Origin of the sequence: Streptomyces sp. NPDC017448 (assembly GCF_044330565.1) — a bacterium.
Classification (GTDB): Bacteria; Actinomycetota; Actinomycetes; order Streptomycetales; family Streptomycetaceae; genus Streptomyces.
On the sequence record NZ_JBIRLM010000022.1, the window covers coordinates 20,775 to 35,616 of the forward strand.

The following is a 14,842-nucleotide window of genomic DNA, read 5'->3' on the forward strand; positions in this document are numbered from 1 at the left end:
CCCCGACCCCGTCGTGCCCGCCCCTAACCACGCTCCTCGCCATCCTCGGCCCCGGCGTCCGCCCCCGCTTCGACGCGGTACCCGGCGCCCGGCACGGTCGCGATGATCCCGGGCTCCCCCAGACGTTTGCGCAGGGCCGACACGGTGATGCGCACGGCGTTGGTGAACGGATCGGCGTTCTCGTCCCACGCGCGTTCGAGGAGCTCCTCGGCGCTGACGACACCGCCTTCCGCCGCGGTCAGGACGTCGAGCACGGCGAACTGCTTCCGGGTCAGCGCCACATACCGGCCGTCCCGGTACACCTCTCTGCGGAACGGGTCGATCCGCAGGCCGGCGATCTCCCGTACGGGAGGCCGGCTGTGGGCGCGTCTGCGGTCGAGAGCCCGGAGCCGGAGGACGAGTTCCCGCAGTTCGAAGGGTTTCGTCAGGTAGTCGTCGGCGCCGAGTCCGAACCCGGACGCCTTGTCGTCGAGCCGGTCGGCGGCGGTCAGCATGAGGATCGGCGTGCCGCTCCCGGAGGCGACGATGTGCCGGGCGATCGCGTCGCCCGAGGGACCCGGAACGTCACGGTCGAGGACGGCGATGTCGTAGGAGTTGACGCTCAGCAGCTCCAGCGCGGTGTCGCCGTCCCCCGCGATGTCGGCCGCGATGGCCGCCCGCCGCAGACCGTCGCGGACGGCCTCCGCCAGAAAGAGCTCGTCCTCGACGATCAGCACACGCATGTCCCCGATGGTAGGAGCCGGCGCCTGTCGTCCGCGTATCGAAAAGCGCATATGCGCCGGCAACCGGGCCCCGCCTTCACTGGCACCATGACTCGACCCCGCACAGGACCCGAGAACGCGACCGTGGCCGGCAGCCGACGAGGACAGACGATGACGACGGCCGGGACGGACCCGGCGGACCGGACGCACCCGGCCGGAGGAACGCACACGACCGGCTCCACCGGCACGGTCGGGCCGCCCGGCAGGCCGGGCCTCCGGCGGCGCGGCCGACTGCTCGCGGCCGCAGCGGTGCTCCTGGGCCTGCTCCCGCTGCTCCACGCGAGCATCCCGAACCGGATCGGGAACCTCGGCAGCCTGGTCGAGACCTTCCTGCCCTGGTTCGGCCTGACGGTCCCGGTGCTGCTGGCGGGGGCGCTGCTGCGCCGCTCCGCCCTCGCCGCCCTCGCCGTGCTCCTGCCGGCCGCGGTCTGGCTGAACCTCTTCGGCGGACTGCTCACCGACAAGACCCGTCCGGGCGGCGACCTCGTGGTGGCCTCCCACAACGTCGGGGCGGAGAACCCCGATCCGGTCGGCACCGCCCGCGCCCTGGCCGGTTCCGGCGCGGACGTGCTGGCCCTGGAGGAGCTGGCCGCACACGCCCGGGGGGTATACGAGAAGGAACTGGCCACGGCGTATCCGCACCACACGGTGCAGAGCACGGTGGGAGTGTGGAGCAGGTTCCCGTTGTCGGACACCCGGCCGGTCGACGTCGCCCTGGACGCGGGGCCGCTGGGCGACGCCAAGCCCGCCGAGGTGAAGATGGCCGACAACCGGGGCCTGCGGACGACGGTGGCCACGGACCACGGGCCGCTGGCGGTCTACGTGGCGCATCTGGGGTCCGTCCGCGTCAACCCCAGGGCCGGGCTCGCCGTGGGCCGACGGGACGCGGGCGCGCAGTCGCTGGGCCGGGCCGTCGCCGCCGAGAAGAACGGACGGGCGGTGCTGCTCGGCGACCTGAACGGCACCCTGGACGACCGCGCGTACGCCGGCCTCACGTCGCGGATGGAACCGGCCCAGGAGGCGGCCGGGGCCGGCTTCGGCTTCACCTGGCCGGCCGCGTTCCCCGTCGTACGCATCGACCACATCCTGGTACGGGGCGTGCGGCCGGAGAGCTCCTGGGTCCTGCCCGCCACCGGCAGCGACCATCTGCCGGTGGCGGCCCGGGTCAGCTGGTGAACACGGCGGCTTCCGCGGCCCGCCCTTTCCTTTCCGTTTCCTTTCCGGCCGCGACACCCCGAGAGCCCGCAGCGGCGGAAACCGGCGCGCCGACCCGCGTCGAGGCCTCGCGTACGCGGGGCGTGCCCCGGGCCGGGCCCGCCCCGCGCGTGGGCCGGGTCAGCCGTTGAACGTGTCCGGGTCGGGCCCGGTGCGCTCGCCGCGGTCGAGGGCCGCGATCTCCCCGACGTCCCCTTCGGTCAGCTCGAAGTCGAAGAGCGCGAAGTTGTCCTGGATGCGCTTCAGCGTCACCGACTTGGGGAAGACGATGTCCCCGCGCTGCAGATGCCACCGCAGCACCACCTGCGCGGGTGTCCTGCCCACCCGCTCGGCGATGCGGGCGATCGTCGGGTCCGAGAGCACCTTGCCCTGGGCGATGGGCGACCAGGCCTCCGTGGCGATGCCGTGCTCCGACCCGAAGGCGCGGAGGGCGTCCTGGGTGAGGTAGGGGTGCACCTCGATCTGGTTGACGGCGGGCACCACCGTGGCGGCGTCCAGCAGTCGGCGCAAGTGGTTCTCCTGGAAGTTGGAGACCCCGATCGCCTTGACGCGCCCGGAGCGGTAGATCTCCTCCAGGGCCTTCCACGCCTCCACGAAGTCGCCCGGACCTCCCGGCAGGGGCCAGTGGATGAGGAAGAGGTCCAGGTAGTCGAGGTCCAGCTCCTCCATGGTGCGGTCGAACGCCCGCAGGGCCTCGTCGTGCGCGTGGGCGCCGTTGTTCAGTTTGCTCGTCACGAAGACGTCGGCGCGGTCGAGCCCCGATTCGCGGACGGCCTGGCCGACCCCCTTCTCGTTGCCGTACATCTGCGCCGTGTCGATGTGCCGGTAGCCGGTCTCCAGAGCGGCGAGCGTGGTCTCGCAGGTCTCGTCCGGCGGGATCTGGAAGGTGCCGAAGCCCAGCTGGGGAATGGTCACACCGTTGTTGAGGGTGATGTCGGGTACTGCGGGCACGGTTGCTCCTCGCTGTCGGCGCCTCGGAAGGCGGAGGGGAACGGAAGGCGGAACGCCGCACTCCGCCTCTCTGCCGGATACCCGACTGACCGGGCAGAAAACTGCCCATAAGTATCTATATCGGTAATGCTCTCTGCGTGCAGAGTCGCGCCGGGGGCGGCCGGCCGTCCGTCGTCGGCGCCCGTCCGCCTCACTTCGTCCGCTACGCGGGGCCGGGGAGGGGGATGCCGAGCCGGTCGGCCGCGGTGGTGAGGGCCGCTCCCAGCGGCAGGGCGATGCGGGGCGCGGCGTACCGGTCGCCCCGGGTCGCGTCCCGGTTGACGATCAGTACCGGCGTACCGGCCTCCGCGGCCTGGCGGACGAACCGGAGCCCGGACATCACGGTCAGCGAGGAGCCCAGGACCAGCAGGGCGTCCGCCTCGCGGACCAGCGCGCGGCAGCGCTCGACCCGCGGCGGGGGCACGGCTTCGCCGAAGAAGACCACGTCCGGTTTGAGGATGCCCCCGCAGACGGCGCAGGGCGCCACGGTGAAGTCCCCGACCTGCTCGTCGGTGAGATCGGCGTCGCCGTCCGGGTTCATCGCGGCGGCCACCGGCGCGAAGCCCTCGTTGGCCCGCTCCAGCCGGTGCGCCAGCTCGCGGCGCGGGCTGAGGTCGCCGCAGGAGAGGCAGACCACCCGGTCCAGCCGCCCGTGGAGGTCCACGGCGCCCTCGCTGCCGGCGGCCTGGTGCAGGCCGTCGACGTTCTGGGTGATCACGCCCGTGAGCAGCCCCCGCCGCTCGAACGCGGCCACCGCCCGGTGCCCGGCGTTCGGCCGGGCGCGCCCGAACGTACGCCAGCCGAGATGGCTGCGCGCCCAGTAGCGGCGTCGGGCCCCGGCGTCGGCGGTGAAGTCCTGGTACGTCATCGGGGTGTGCCGGCTCAGGCTCCCGCCCTCGCCCCGGTAGTCGGGGATGCCCGACTCCGTGGAGATGCCGGCTCCGCTCAGGACCAGGACTCCACCGCCGCGCAGCGCCTCGACCACCGGTTCCAGGTCGGTCGTGCCCGGCGGCGGTTCCTCGGCGGAGCTCCAGCTGAGCGTGGGTCGCATGCGCATGTCCCCAGGGTACGGAGTCGGCCGCCGGGCGCGGCGGGCCCGGAGCCGCCTGAGGGCGGGGGGAGGTTTCCGGCCGTGTTTTATGGCAGGTGCATGATCAAGGTGGTCGTGCGGCATAGGTTCCTGCGGCCCCGGGAGAGCGGCAACCGGTCATCGTGGCCGCTCGGTTCCCCGTGAGCCGCGCGCCGTCCTCCCACTCGCCCGGCTCCCCCGTGGAGCCGAGCCCCCCCATGAGTGAAGGGACAGCAATGCTGGATTCGAGATGGTTCAAGGCGGCCGGAGTCGCCGCGGCGATCACCCTGGCCGCGGCGACGGCCTCGCACGCCGCCCCCGTGCCGGCCTCGGCGGCGACGGAGAGCACGGCAGCCGCGGTGACGCTCCGCTACGACGACAGCCGGGCCGGCGGCTGGGAGGCGGCGATCGCCGCGGGCGTCGCCTCCTGGAACGCGAACGTCGGCAACGTCAAGCTCGTCGAAGCCGCCCCCGGCACCCGTGCCGAGATACAGATCGTGGCCACCAGCGGCTGGCCGCAGGCCACCCTCGGCCCGGTCCGCCCCGGCGGGCAGGCCCGGGTGGAGCTGGGCAGCCAGGCGGTCGCGCAAGGGCACGACAAGACCCGTATCGCCGCCCATGAACTCGGCCACAGCCTGGGCCTGCCGGACACCAAGCCCGGCCCCTGCTCCCAGCTGATGTCGGGTTCCAGCGCCGGAACGAGCTGCACGAACGCGGTTCCCAACGCGACCGAGCGGTCCCGCGTGGAGGCCGCCTACGGGCGCGGCCTCGCCTCCCTCGCCCCGGCCGACGGCCGCCTCCTGGTCGACGCCCCGTAGCCGGAGAGGACGGCGGAGGGCGGGGCGCCGGGTTCGTGCCGCACCGGCCCCCGCCCGTCGTCCCGGCCCCCGCCCGTCGTCCCGGCCGAGAACGGCGCGCGGCTACCGGTCCTGCCGGGCGAACGGCCCGCCGGGGCCGAAGGCGTGCCGCGCGAACCGCTCGGCGATGCGCCGGTGGGCGGCGGGGTCCGGGTGCAGGGCGTCGGGCAACGGGAGTTCCGCATGATCGCTCGGGCCGTAGAGGTCCAGCCCGTCCAGGTGGTACAGGCGGGGGTCCGTGGCCGCGCGCTGTTCGACGAGCCGGGCCAGTTCGTCCCGGATGACGGTGAGGGTGAGCTTTCCCGCGGCCGTCTCCGCCGGATCACCGGTGGCCCGGAACCGCAGCCGTCCCTCGCTCATCGCGCTGGTGTCCGGGGCGCTGGGGCCCGGGGTGTCCTCATGGATGGGGCAGCAGATCGGTGAGACCACCAGCAGGGGAGCGGTGGGGTGTCCCTCGCGGAGGGTGTCGAGGAAGCCGTGGACGGCCGGACCGAATGCGCGCGACCGCATCAGATCGGCGTTGACCACGTTGATGCCGATCTTGACGCTGAGCAGGTCGGCCGGTGTGTCGCGCATGGCGCGGGCCGTGAAGGGGTCGAGCAGCGCGCCGCCGCCGAACCCCAGATTGATCAGTTCGGCCCCGCCCAGGGAAGCAGCCAGGGCGGGCCAGGTGCCGGTCGGGGCGGTCGCGTTGGAACCGTGGCTGATGGAGCTGCCGTGGTGCAGCCAGACGGGCCGTCCGCTCGGCCGGGGGCTCAGGACCGGGGCGTCGGTACGCAGGGCGACCAGGCAGGTCGTCTCGTCGTGGGGCAGCCAGATCTCGACGTCCTTCTCGTCGCCCGGCAGCCCGGTGAACCGGAGCGTCTCCGTCGGGCCCGGCCGGACCCGTGTCGCCCCCGCGGCCATGTCGATCGTGAGCGTGTCTCCGTCGGGCACGCCGGCCCGGGCGGTGAGGCGGCCGTCCACCAGGAGCTCGTACACCCCGTCGGGACGCGGCGGTGCTCCGGCGTAGACCCGCTTGGTGGCCACCACGTCCAGCTCCACGGCGGTGGCCCGGGTGCGGAACGCCAGGCGGACCCCGGAGGGCTGCGACTCGGCCATGGCGAGCTGCCCGTCCGGGATCTGCCGCCGTGCCCGCGCGGGCAGCCGGTGCGGCAGCACCCCCCGCTCGGTCCGCTCCAGGTCGAGAGCGCCCCGCAGGATGTCGGCGGTGATCGGAGTCGTGGTCCAGTCGTGAGGGGTGCTCATGTGCTCGGTCTCTTCGTTCGTCGCGAGGGCGGGGGCCGCGGGGGCGTGCCAGAGGTCAGGACGGGGCGGGCCAGGCGCGCAGCAGGGAGTCGAGCGCGTCGATGATCTCCCTCCAGCTCTCCTCGGAGGCGGGGGAGCTGTGGCTGAAGCCGCCCGCCGCCTCCAGTTGCACGTAACCGTTGAAGAACCCGCCCAGGAGCCGCACCGCGTGCGTCTCCTGGGCGGCGTCCAGGTCGTAGTCGCGCAGGACGGCCCGGGTCAGCAGGGAGTGCCGTGCGCCCGCACTCGCCGCCGCCGCTTCCGGGTCGAGCCGGTGCCGCGCCGCGGCGAAACGGCCCGGGTGCCGGAGCGCGTAGTCGCGGTAGGCGTCGGCGAAGGCGTGGAGCGCGTCCCGGCCGGCCCGTCCCGCGATGGCCGCCGACGCCTCGTCGGCGAGTTCTTCCAGGGCCAGCAGCGCGATCCTCGTCCTGAGGTCGTGGGCGTTCTTGACGTGCGAGTACAGGCTCGCGGTCCGCACGCCCAGCTTCCGGGCGAGCTCCGAGGGGGTCACGTGCTCGAAGCCGATCTCGTCCGCCAGTTCGGCCCCCGCCCGTGCCACGCTCTCCGTGCCCAGCCCTGCTCGCGCCATGCCGCTCCCCGAATACTTACCGCTGATGACCTAAGAAAATATACGTTTGCCTAATGCTTTTAGGCAACTTAGCGTGGTTCGTATGAAGCCCCTGACCGAGCAAGAGATCCGCACCGCCTTCGTGAACTGCACCAAGGGCGAGGCCAAGCGCCTGTCCGTCCCGCGCGACCTGGCCGACCGGCCCTGGGACGACCTCGACTTCCTGGGCTGGCGCGACCCGCAGGCCCCCGACCGCGCCTACCTGGTGCTGCCGACCGGGGAAGGGCCGGTCGCCATCCAGCTCCGCTCCTCCGACGCCGGTTCCTGGCAGACCCGCCGCAGCATGTGCCCGATCTGTCTGACCGTCCACACCGGGGGAGTCTCGCTGCTGGTGGCGCCCCGGTCGGGCAAGGCGGGCCAGCAGGGCAACTCGGTCGGTACGTACATGTGCAGCGACCTCGCCTGCTCCCTCTATGTACGGGGGAAGAAGGACGCGGGCATGGGCGGGCGGCTGCGCGAGTCCCTCCCCTTGGAGCAGCAGATCGAACGGACCGTGGGGAACCTCGCCGCGTTCATCGCCAAGGTGACCGCCTGACCGCCTCTCCTCCTGCGGGCCCGGAGCCGGGCCCGCAGGAGGAGAAGAGGCGTGGCCGCCCGCCGCTCCACCGGGCGCCCGGGGCGGCCGAGGAGGAGAGGGGCGGAGCGACCCGCTCCGTACCCGCCGCCGTGCACGGCGAGGCGACCGGTTTCATGAGGGGGCCGGGGCCCGCACCGGGTGCTTACGGCCGGACCTCAGAGGCCGAACTCCTGCGGCGAGACCCCGAGCGCCGTGCACGCCTCGCGCAGCACCTGGGCCTCGGCCGGGGCGATGTACCCGTCCGCACCGGCGATCACGAAGCCGGTCTGGACGACCGCCTTGGCCTCCACCGGCTTCTTCGCCGCCTTCGCGATCTCCTGCATGGCGTCCGCCTTGCCCTGCGGGAAGTTGGACATCAGCTGGTCGACGTGCTTGTTGAACCTCTGCCGCAACTGCTCGGGCGGGAAGTTCTGCAGGACGTCGTTCCGCAGGATCAGCGACTCCACGTGCTGCCGCTCAGCGGGGTCGACGGAGCCGTCGGCGGCCGCGACCAGGGCGCACATCGCCATACTGGCATCCCGGTACGCACCGCTCTTCAACTCCGTCTTGATCGAACCCAGCTGGGACTTGAGAAGCCCGACCAGCTTCTCCTTCGAGCCGCCCCCCGCCGCTGCTCCCGGCTGCCGGCCGCCGGCCGCGCCCCCGGCGCCCTGCGACTGCTGCTGCAACCCCTTGGCCTGTTCCTTGATGCGGTCCCACATAGCCATGTCTGCCACCTTGTCGATCGGATCGATGGTCCGCGCACCGTACGCGGCTTCCAGTAACGGGTGTTCGGGGACCGCCCGGGGGCGGCCCCCGCCGGGTGACCGGTGAGCCGTCCGCGGCGCCGGGCCCCGGACGGTCCGCCGAAACGGTCACGTGTGGTCCTTCTGCCGCTCCCCCCGGCGGGTCCGCACCCTGCGGACGACCGCCACGACCAGTGCCGCGACGACCAGCACGAGCACCGCCTTGGAGAGCACCCCGACGTAACGCTCCACGAGGTCCCACTGGTCGCCCAGCAGATAACCCGCCATGACGAGGACGGTGTTCCACAGGAAGCTGCCGAGAGCGGTGAAGAGCACGAAGGTCGGCAGCGGCATCCGCTCGACGCCGGCCGGGACGCTGATCAGACTACGGAAGATCGGGATCATCCGGCCGAAGAAGATGGCTTTCATGCCGTGCTTCTGGAACCACTTCTCGGTCTTCTCCAGGTCGGAGACCTTCACCAGGGGAAGCCGCTCCCACAGGGCGTACATGCGGTCCCGGCCGAAGAGGGCGCCGATCTGGTATAGGGCGACAGCACCCACCACCGACCCCAGCGTCGTCCAGAAGAGGGCGGAGAACAGGCTGATCACCCCCTGCCCGGCGGCGAAGCCCGTCAGCGGCAGAATGACCTCGCTCGGCAGCGGGGGGAAGAGGTTCTCCAGGGCGATCGCCAACCCGGCCCCCGGGCCGCCCATGGTGTCGACGAGGCTGGTCGCCCACCCGGCGATGCCGCTCGTCGGCTCCGATGCGAGGGGAATGTGATGCATATGCGTCTGCTCCAGGACTGATGCGGGGCCGGGGCCGGAGTACCGGGCGATCCGGCTTCGTACGGGGCGGGTCGAGAAATGCGCCAGAAACCCGTGCCGCCCGAATTGCGACGCATTTCTCCGGGGTGCGGACCACGGAATGCGCGTACGGGCGGAAAATGCGAACTGCGGAATACGGGACGGGGGGAAAGCGGGGCGACGGCGCGTATTCACCGGCGGACGGCCGACGCCCGAACAGCACGGGTCGGTTCACCGCAGGGCCGGAGACGGTACGACGTGCCGCGCCGAAGGCTGGGCCGTCGTACCGTCTCCTGCGGTCCGGGGGCCCGGGGGGACGCGGCCCGGACCGAGGGGCCGCTCACTCAGCAGCGAAGGATCCGGAGCTGGACAGGACTTCGCGACCCCGGGGGCGACGCGTGCTGACGGACGATGTCCGACGCGCAGTCGTGCAGATCCGGCGGTGAGGAGGGAGCGCCCGCCTGAACGGGGGAGGACGCCGTCGTGTTTCCCGCTTTGTGGCGCTGCTGGAGTGTGGCGTCACCGTCCAGGCGTTCCAGCGGCATGCTCGGCCCGGACGTGTCGAACACGGAAACGGCCGGGGAATGAGCCGCCGGGCCGGCGGGCTGCGGAGTCTGAGCGAAGGAGCCGAGAGCGAGCGCGGACACCATCAGGAGCACGGAGAGGACGGCGTAGAAGGCCGACATCTCCTTGCGGCGCATTCCTACGCTCCCTGTCCCGGTCGATTCGGCTCGTAGGACGAAATACCCGAGCCGCTCGGCGAATTGCCGCCGCAGGACTGCACTCTAACAGCCCGAACTGAAGCGAACCTGAAGCCCATTTCCGCCGGTGCCCCGGGGGCGTTCCCACTCCGCACCGCGCGACCGGGGCCGCATCGCGGTGCCGGGCGCCGGGGCCGACCGCGCCCGCGTCCGGCACACCGGCGACGCGGCGCCGCCCGCGATCACGGACGAGCGGCACGTCCCGTCCCCGACGGCCGGGGCGCGTTTCCGCCGATCGTTCGCACGGCTCTGCGGGAACCGGTCCTTCCGCCCGACGCGGTGGTTAGGCTCCGCACCATGGCGACCATGGGAAAGATACGGGCGGGACGCATGACGGCCGCACTGGTCGGAGCCGCCGCCGCGGTGGTGTTCGGCGTCGGCGGGGCGCTGGCGGCGGGGACGTCGGACGACGGGCCGACCGGTCCGGCGCCGGTCGAGAGCGTGCCCCCGGAGTCGAGCGGCGGCGGCGAGGTCTCGGGCGGCGTCGACGGCGGGAGTGTGAGCGGTTCCGGAGGGACCGACGGGGGAGGGAGCGAGGGCGGTTCCGAGGGCGCCGACAGCGGCGGGAGCGTGAGCGGTTCCGGGGGATCGCAGGGCGGTGACTCCGGATCCTCCGGGGGGTCCGAGCCCAGTCCGAGCGGACCGCCCGCCACCGGCGGGCCCACCCCTTCGCCCACGGCTCCGGCCGACCTCGCGGAGCTCGCCGAGCGCATCGGCGAACTGGAGAAGAAGGTCGACGAACTGCCCACGAAGAAGGAGCTGGCCGACGCGCTGCGCGCCTTCGCGGACTCCTTGGAGCAGGAGGACTGAGACCGGGCGGGCACGCGGTCCCCGGCGCCCGTGTGCCCGCTCGCCGCACGGCCGTCCCGCCGGCGGAATCCGGTGCTGTCGTCTCCTGGGGACGGGGACGGGGACGGGGTTGAACCCGGCCGCCCGCCCCGTGCTCCGGGGCGAAGGGCCCCTACACGCGCTCCAGGGGCCGGTGGGGGAGCGGCGGCAGTTCGACCTCGACCGGGTCGCCGGCGCGGACCGTCCCCCCGCTCAGCACCACGGCCATGACCCCCGCCTTGAACGTGAACCCGCCCGACACGGGATCCAGGGAGAAGACCTCGCCCAGCAGCCCCTCGCGGAAGTCGTTGATCTTCGCGCACGGGTTGCGCAGCCCGGTCACCTCCAGCACCGCCTCCGCGCCCAGGCGCAGCCGAGCTCCGGTGGGAAGGCCGAGGAGGTCCACCCCCGCGGTGGTGATGTTCTCGCCCAGGCGGCCCGCCGACACGTCGTACCCCTTGAGCGCCAGCTCCGCGAAGAGCTCCTCGTGCATCAGGTGGACCTGGCGCAGGTTGGGCAGATCGGGCTCGTACGTCATGCGGAACTGGTGGCGGATCGTCCTGCCCGCGTGCACGTCGCCCTCCACACCGAGCCCGGCGAGCAGGGTGACGGACGGGCGGACGGGCTTGCTGAACGCGTACCGCTCGCTGCGGCACACCGCCGTGACCTGACCGCCCATCATGCCCTCCGTGCTCCGTCCGCCCTGCCGGGACGGTACCCCGAAGCCGCGTCCCCGGGCGAGCGGGTCGGGGCGGCGGCCCGTACGGCGGCCGGGGCCGCCCGAGCGGGGCTCCGTACGGCGCGCTCGATTATGCTCCCGCTGGGGGGAGCCGACCGGAGGAAACGGGAAAACATGACTGGGCAGCGCGACCGCTGGGCGGAACTGACCGGGGGACAGGCGGGGGAGGAGTACGCGCAGCGCTTCGCCCGGCTCGCCGCTTCGGGCCATGACGTCCATGGCGAGGCGACCTTCTGCGCCACCCTGGTGGGGCCCGCCGCCAAGGTCCTCGACGCGGGCTGCGGAACCGGCCGCATCGCGATCCGCCTCGCCGAGCTGGGCCACCGCTGCACCGGAGTGGACGTCGACTCCTCGATGCTCGCCGTCGCCCGCCGGGAAGCGCCCGGGCAGGAGTGGCTCCTCGGCGACCTGGCCCGGCTGGACGCCCTCGGCCTGGACACGGACTTCGACCTGGTGCTCGCCGCCGGGAACGTCATCCCCCTCCTGGCTCCCGGCACCGGGGCGACCGTCGTCGGACACCTCGCCGCCGTACTGCGCCCCGGCGGCCTGCTGGTCACCGGCATGGGACTGGACACGGCCCATCTGCCGCTGGCGGAGGCGCCGGTGGCCCTCACCGAGTTCGACGACTGGTGCGCCCGGGCCGGGCTGACACTGCGACAGCGGTACGCGACCTGGAACGGCGACCCCTACCACGAGGGCGGCGGCTACGCGGTCAGCGTGCACACCAGCGTCACCGGCTGAACCCTCCCCCCCCGGGGACCGGATCGTCACGGCGCCACCACCCCGCCGCGGCCCCGGACCCGCCTCCTCCTTCTCCCCCCTCCCCGCGTCTGGAGATACGGCATGCCACGCGTCGTCCTGGTCGAAGACGACCCCTCCGTACGGGACGGCGTCGAGATGGGGCTGCGGCGACGCGGCCACGAAGTCCTCGCCACCGCGACCGGGGAGGCCGGACTGGAGGCGCTGGCCGCGTTCCGCCCCGACCTGCTGCTGCTCGACCTGATGCTCCCCCGGATGGACGGCGTCGAGGTGTGCCGCCGGGTGCGCGCCACCAGCCAGTTACCGATCATCATGCTCACCGCTCGCGGCGACGACGTGGACATCGTCGTCGGCCTGGAGGCGGGAGCGGACGACTACGTCGTCAAACCCGCCCGCACCGAGGTCATCGATGCCCGCATCCGTGCCGTGCTGCGCAGCGTCGAAGCCCCCGCCGGCCCGCGTCCCGCCGTCGAACACCACGGCGACCTCGACGTCGACCGTGCCGGGCACACCGTCCTCAAAGCGGGTGAGCCGGTCCCCCTGGCACCGTCCGAACTGAAGCTGCTGCTGTTCCTGTCCGCCGAACCGGGCCGGGTCTTCAGCCGCCAGCGACTCCTGGAAGAGGTCTGGGACCACAGCTACCACAGCGACGTACGCCTGGTGGACGCCTGCGTGCGCCGCCTGCGCATCAAGGTCGAGGACCGGTCCGACCATCCCCGGTACATCCAGACCCAGCGGGGATTCGGCTACCGCTTCGGCCCGCTGTGAAGATACCCGGAGCGGCCGCCGCGTTCGGCGTGCGCACCCGGCTGGTGCTCGCGTTCCTGCTGGTGGCCGCCGTCAGCGCGGTCACGACCGCCGCACTGACCTACCGCGAGGCGCGCAGCGCGGTCCTCGAACGTGCGCAGGACACGGCCGTCGCCTCGTTCCGCGAGGAGGCCGAACGGTTCGTCCCCGGACTGCCCCTGGACCGGGAGGCGACCCGGTGGGCGCTGTACGACATCGCGGCGCGCTCCAAACCCCATCCGTGGATCGTGTTCGCCGAGTACGGATCGGTCCGCGTCTCCTCGGGCGACCGGCCCGCCTCCGGCGTCCTGACCGCCGAACTGCGCCGTTCCGCGCGCACGTCGCCGCGCGGCGCCTTCCAGCGGGTGGTCAAGGGCGGGGACGTGTACCTGACGATCGCGATGCCGGTGATGACCCGGGCCGTCGCGGGCGGCCGCGCCGTGCCCAGCGGCCTCGTCCTCTACGCCGTGATGTCCCTGGCGAACGAGGAGACCGACATCGACGCCCTGGTGACCGCCGCCCGCGACGGCGCGCTGCCGGGGCTGGCCGTAGCCCTGGTGCCCGCCCTGTTCGCGGCGCGCAGCGTGCTGCGGCCCGTCCGTGAGCTGCGGCGAGCCGCGCACTCCATGGGCGGCGGGCAGCTCGACACCCGGATCGCCGTACGCGGCCGGGACGAGATGGCCGACCTCGCCCGGACGTTCAACACTTCGGCGGCCCGCCTCGAACACTCCGTACAGGAGCTGAAGGACGCCGGGGCGCGCGCACGGCGCTTTGCCTCGGACGTCTCGCACGAACTGCGCACCCCGCTCGCCGGGATGCTCGCCGTCACGGACGTCCTCGACGAGGACGCCGGGAGGCTCGACCCGGACACCGCGCGGGCGGTACGCCTGATCAGCGCGGAGACCGGCAAACTGGCCCTGCTGGTGGAGGACCTGATGGAGATGTCCCGCTTCGACGCCCGCGCGGCCGAGCTGAACACCGACGAGGTGGACGCGGCGGAGGCCGTGCGCAGAACCCTCTCCGGACGGCAGTGGCACGACCGGGTCGGCACGGAGCTGGCGGAGGGCGCCCGCATCCGCCTCGACCCGCGCCGCTTCGACGTCATCGTGGCCAACCTCGTCGGCAACGCCCTGCGCCACGGCGCCGAACCGGTCACCGTACGGCTGTCGCCGCGCCCGGACGCCCTGGTGGTCGAGGTGCGGGACCACGGCCCCGGGATCGCGGACACCGCCCTGCCGCACATCTTCGACCGCTTCTACAAGGCGGACGCCGCACGTTCCCGCTCATCGGGAAGCGGACTCGGCCTGGCGATCACCCGGGAGAACGTACGGCTCCACGGCGGCACGATCCGTGCGCGGAACGCGCCCGGCGGCGGTGCGCTGTTCACCGTCGAGCTGCCCTTCGAAGGACCCGCCTCCCGCCAGGGGCGCCCGGACGACGGGCCGCGCCGGACGGCGGCCGCCCCATGAGGAGGCGCCTTCTCCGGGCCGTCCGGCTCGCCGTACCGCTGGTGCTCGCCCACGGCCCGCTCACCGGCTGCGGCATCCAGGAGACCGGAGTCGTCGAAGCCGGGAGACCGGCGGTCGGCGACCTGCTGCCGGCGCGGGAGACCCGGCTCCTGCTGTTCTTCTACTCGCCGGAGGGGGACCTGCTGCCGGTGCCCCGCATCGTCGACGTCCCGTGGCACGGCGGCGGCGCGCCCCCGGACGGCGAGGAGCCGCAGGGGGCGCTCTCCGCCCGGGCCGCCGTCACCGCCCAGCTCGCCGGACCGGACAAGGAGGAGCGGCGGGCCGGCCTGAGCAACGCCCCCTCGCTGCGGGGCACGGCGTCCGCCGCGGACGGGGTCCTCACGCGCGGCTCCACCGTCGAGGTCAGGCTGAGGCTGAAGGTGCGGACGCTGCCCGCGCCCGCCCGCGCCCAACTCGTCTGCACGGCCGCGTACGCGGCCCACCCGCAGGGCGCCCCCTCCGTCCGCCTGGTCGGCCGGGACGGGCGTCTGGCCCCGGCCGGCTGCCCCGTCCGCCCGGTCCCGGCCCCGGCACGCTGACCACACGGG

General features: G+C 73.3%; 16 protein-coding genes. 8 read left to right on the forward strand and 8 right to left on the reverse strand.

Annotation, left to right across the window (positions count from 1 at the left end):
* Nucleotides 1-23 precede the first annotated feature (23 nt).
* Nucleotides 24-722 carry a response regulator transcription factor gene (locus ACH4K1_RS27785; protein ID WP_398092315.1) on the reverse strand — a complete coding sequence of 233 codons (699 nt, stop codon included), beginning with the start codon at nt 720-722 and terminating at the stop codon, nt 24-26.
* An 87-nt stretch (nt 723-809) separates the two neighbouring features.
* On the opposite strand from ACH4K1_RS27785, the gene ACH4K1_RS27790 reads away from it, so the two are divergent.
* The gene (locus ACH4K1_RS27790) at nt 810-1,937 is read left to right on the forward strand and encodes an endonuclease/exonuclease/phosphatase family protein (protein WP_398092316.1); all 1,128 of its coding nucleotides are present in this window, start codon (nt 810-812) and stop codon (nt 1,935-1,937) included.
* Between the two features lie 159 nt (nt 1,938-2,096).
* Here ACH4K1_RS27790 and ACH4K1_RS27795 read toward each other — a convergent pair whose 3' ends face one another.
* Nucleotides 2,097-2,927, reverse strand: coding sequence for an aldo/keto reductase (locus tag ACH4K1_RS27795; protein ID WP_398092317.1), 831 nt, complete (start codon nt 2,925-2,927; stop codon nt 2,097-2,099).
* Between the two features lie 202 nt (nt 2,928-3,129).
* A complete protein-coding gene (locus ACH4K1_RS27800; RefSeq protein WP_398092318.1) occupies nt 3,130-4,023 on the reverse strand; it encodes an NAD-dependent protein deacetylase in 894 nt (297 codons plus the stop codon).
* Between the two features lie 248 nt (nt 4,024-4,271).
* Here ACH4K1_RS27800 and ACH4K1_RS27805 point away from each other — a divergent pair, with 248 nt between their 5' ends.
* Nucleotides 4,272-4,853: a snapalysin family zinc-dependent metalloprotease gene (locus ACH4K1_RS27805; protein ID WP_398092319.1), complete on the forward strand. Its 582-nt coding sequence runs from the start codon at nt 4,272-4,274 to the stop codon at nt 4,851-4,853.
* Nucleotides 4,854-4,955: 102 nt separating this feature from the next.
* On the opposite strand, the gene ACH4K1_RS27810 is transcribed toward ACH4K1_RS27805, so the two are convergent.
* Both ACH4K1_RS27810 and ACH4K1_RS27815 read right to left on the reverse strand, forming a co-directional pair.
* Nucleotides 4,956-6,140 carry a GDSL-type esterase/lipase family protein gene (locus ACH4K1_RS27810; RefSeq protein WP_398092320.1) on the reverse strand — a complete coding sequence of 395 codons (1,185 nt, stop codon included), beginning with the start codon at nt 6,138-6,140 and terminating at the stop codon, nt 4,956-4,958.
* Between the two features lie 55 nt (nt 6,141-6,195).
* Nucleotides 6,196-6,768 carry a TetR/AcrR family transcriptional regulator gene (locus tag ACH4K1_RS27815; RefSeq protein WP_398092321.1) on the reverse strand — a complete coding sequence of 191 codons (573 nt, stop codon included), beginning with the start codon at nt 6,766-6,768 and terminating at the stop codon, nt 6,196-6,198.
* An 82-nt stretch (nt 6,769-6,850) separates the two neighbouring features.
* Between ACH4K1_RS27815 and ACH4K1_RS27820 the strand changes: the two genes are divergently transcribed.
* Nucleotides 6,851-7,342 (forward strand): FBP domain-containing protein, encoded by a 492-nt coding sequence (locus ACH4K1_RS27820; protein ID WP_073771667.1) that lies wholly within the window; start codon nt 6,851-6,853, stop codon nt 7,340-7,342.
* A gap of 197 nt (nt 7,343-7,539) precedes the next feature.
* Here ACH4K1_RS27820 and ACH4K1_RS27825 read toward each other — a convergent pair whose 3' ends face one another.
* Both ACH4K1_RS27825 and ACH4K1_RS27830 read right to left on the reverse strand, forming a co-directional pair.
* The gene (locus ACH4K1_RS27825; protein WP_398092322.1) at nt 7,540-8,091 is read right to left on the reverse strand and encodes a tellurite resistance TerB family protein; all 552 of its coding nucleotides are present in this window, start codon (nt 8,089-8,091) and stop codon (nt 7,540-7,542) included.
* 147 nt (nt 8,092-8,238) lie between these two features.
* Nucleotides 8,239-8,895 carry a DedA family protein gene (locus tag ACH4K1_RS27830; protein WP_398092323.1) on the reverse strand — a complete coding sequence of 219 codons (657 nt, stop codon included), beginning with the start codon at nt 8,893-8,895 and terminating at the stop codon, nt 8,239-8,241.
* 1,076 nt (nt 8,896-9,971) lie between these two features.
* On the opposite strand from ACH4K1_RS27830, the gene ACH4K1_RS27835 reads away from it, so the two are divergent.
* Nucleotides 9,972-10,484, forward strand: coding sequence for a hypothetical protein (locus tag ACH4K1_RS27835; protein WP_398092324.1), 513 nt, complete (start codon nt 9,972-9,974; stop codon nt 10,482-10,484).
* A gap of 151 nt (nt 10,485-10,635) precedes the next feature.
* Here the strand turns inward: ACH4K1_RS27835 and ACH4K1_RS27840 are convergent, their stop codons facing one another.
* Complete coding sequence (locus ACH4K1_RS27840) at nt 10,636-11,181, reverse strand: MOSC domain-containing protein (protein ID WP_398092398.1); 546 nt, start codon at nt 11,179-11,181, stop codon at nt 10,636-10,638.
* 174 nt (nt 11,182-11,355) lie between these two features.
* Between ACH4K1_RS27840 and ACH4K1_RS27845 the strand changes: the two genes are divergently transcribed.
* From ACH4K1_RS27845 to ACH4K1_RS27860, 4 genes are all read left to right on the forward strand, one after another.
* Entirely contained in the window at nt 11,356-11,982 is a 627-nt protein-coding gene (locus tag ACH4K1_RS27845) for a class I SAM-dependent methyltransferase (RefSeq protein ID WP_398092325.1), read from the forward strand.
* A 102-nt stretch (nt 11,983-12,084) separates the two neighbouring features.
* Nucleotides 12,085-12,768, forward strand: coding sequence for a response regulator (locus ACH4K1_RS27850; protein WP_398092326.1), 684 nt, complete (start codon nt 12,085-12,087; stop codon nt 12,766-12,768).
* Nucleotides 12,765-14,255, forward strand: coding sequence for an ATP-binding protein (locus ACH4K1_RS27855; protein WP_398092327.1), 1,491 nt, complete (start codon nt 12,765-12,767; stop codon nt 14,253-14,255). The genes ACH4K1_RS27850 and ACH4K1_RS27855 overlap by 4 nt, the downstream gene beginning before the upstream one ends.
* Nucleotides 14,252-14,833 (forward strand): hypothetical protein, encoded by a 582-nt coding sequence (locus ACH4K1_RS27860; protein WP_398092328.1) that lies wholly within the window; start codon nt 14,252-14,254, stop codon nt 14,831-14,833. The genes ACH4K1_RS27855 and ACH4K1_RS27860 overlap by 4 nt, the downstream gene beginning before the upstream one ends.
* Nucleotides 14,834-14,842 lie beyond the last annotated feature (9 nt).

Excerpts from the sequence above, each read along its gene's own strand:
- ACH4K1_RS27810 (WP_398092320.1), bottom strand. The coding sequence starts at position 6,140 with ATGAGCACCCCTCACGACTGGACCACGACTCCGATCACCGCCGACATC.
- ACH4K1_RS27820 (WP_073771667.1), top strand. The coding sequence starts at position 6,851 with ATGAAGCCCCTGACCGAGCAAGAGATCCGCACCGCCTTCGTGAACTGC.
- ACH4K1_RS27840 (WP_398092398.1), bottom strand. The coding sequence starts at position 11,181 with ATGGGCGGTCAGGTCACGGCGGTGTGCCGCAGCGAGCGGTACGCGTTC.
- ACH4K1_RS27845 (WP_398092325.1), top strand. The coding sequence starts at position 11,356 with ATGACTGGGCAGCGCGACCGCTGGGCGGAACTGACCGGGGGACAGGCG.
- ACH4K1_RS27790 (WP_398092316.1), top strand. The coding sequence starts at position 810 with ATGACTCGACCCCGCACAGGACCCGAGAACGCGACCGTGGCCGGCAGC.
- ACH4K1_RS27860 (WP_398092328.1), top strand. The coding sequence starts at position 14,252 with ATGAGGAGGCGCCTTCTCCGGGCCGTCCGGCTCGCCGTACCGCTGGTG.
- ACH4K1_RS27830 (WP_398092323.1), bottom strand. The coding sequence starts at position 8,895 with ATGCATCACATTCCCCTCGCATCGGAGCCGACGAGCGGCATCGCCGGG.
- ACH4K1_RS27805 (WP_398092319.1), top strand. The coding sequence starts at position 4,272 with ATGCTGGATTCGAGATGGTTCAAGGCGGCCGGAGTCGCCGCGGCGATC.
- ACH4K1_RS27815 (WP_398092321.1), bottom strand. The coding sequence starts at position 6,768 with ATGGCGCGAGCAGGGCTGGGCACGGAGAGCGTGGCACGGGCGGGGGCC.
- ACH4K1_RS27850 (WP_398092326.1), top strand. The coding sequence starts at position 12,085 with ATGCCACGCGTCGTCCTGGTCGAAGACGACCCCTCCGTACGGGACGGC.
- ACH4K1_RS27825 (WP_398092322.1), bottom strand. The coding sequence starts at position 8,091 with ATGGCTATGTGGGACCGCATCAAGGAACAGGCCAAGGGGTTGCAGCAG.
- ACH4K1_RS27785 (WP_398092315.1), bottom strand. The coding sequence starts at position 722 with ATGCGTGTGCTGATCGTCGAGGACGAGCTCTTTCTGGCGGAGGCCGTC.
- ACH4K1_RS27835 (WP_398092324.1), top strand. The coding sequence starts at position 9,972 with ATGGCGACCATGGGAAAGATACGGGCGGGACGCATGACGGCCGCACTG.
- ACH4K1_RS27800 (WP_398092318.1), bottom strand. The coding sequence starts at position 4,023 with ATGCGCATGCGACCCACGCTCAGCTGGAGCTCCGCCGAGGAACCGCCG.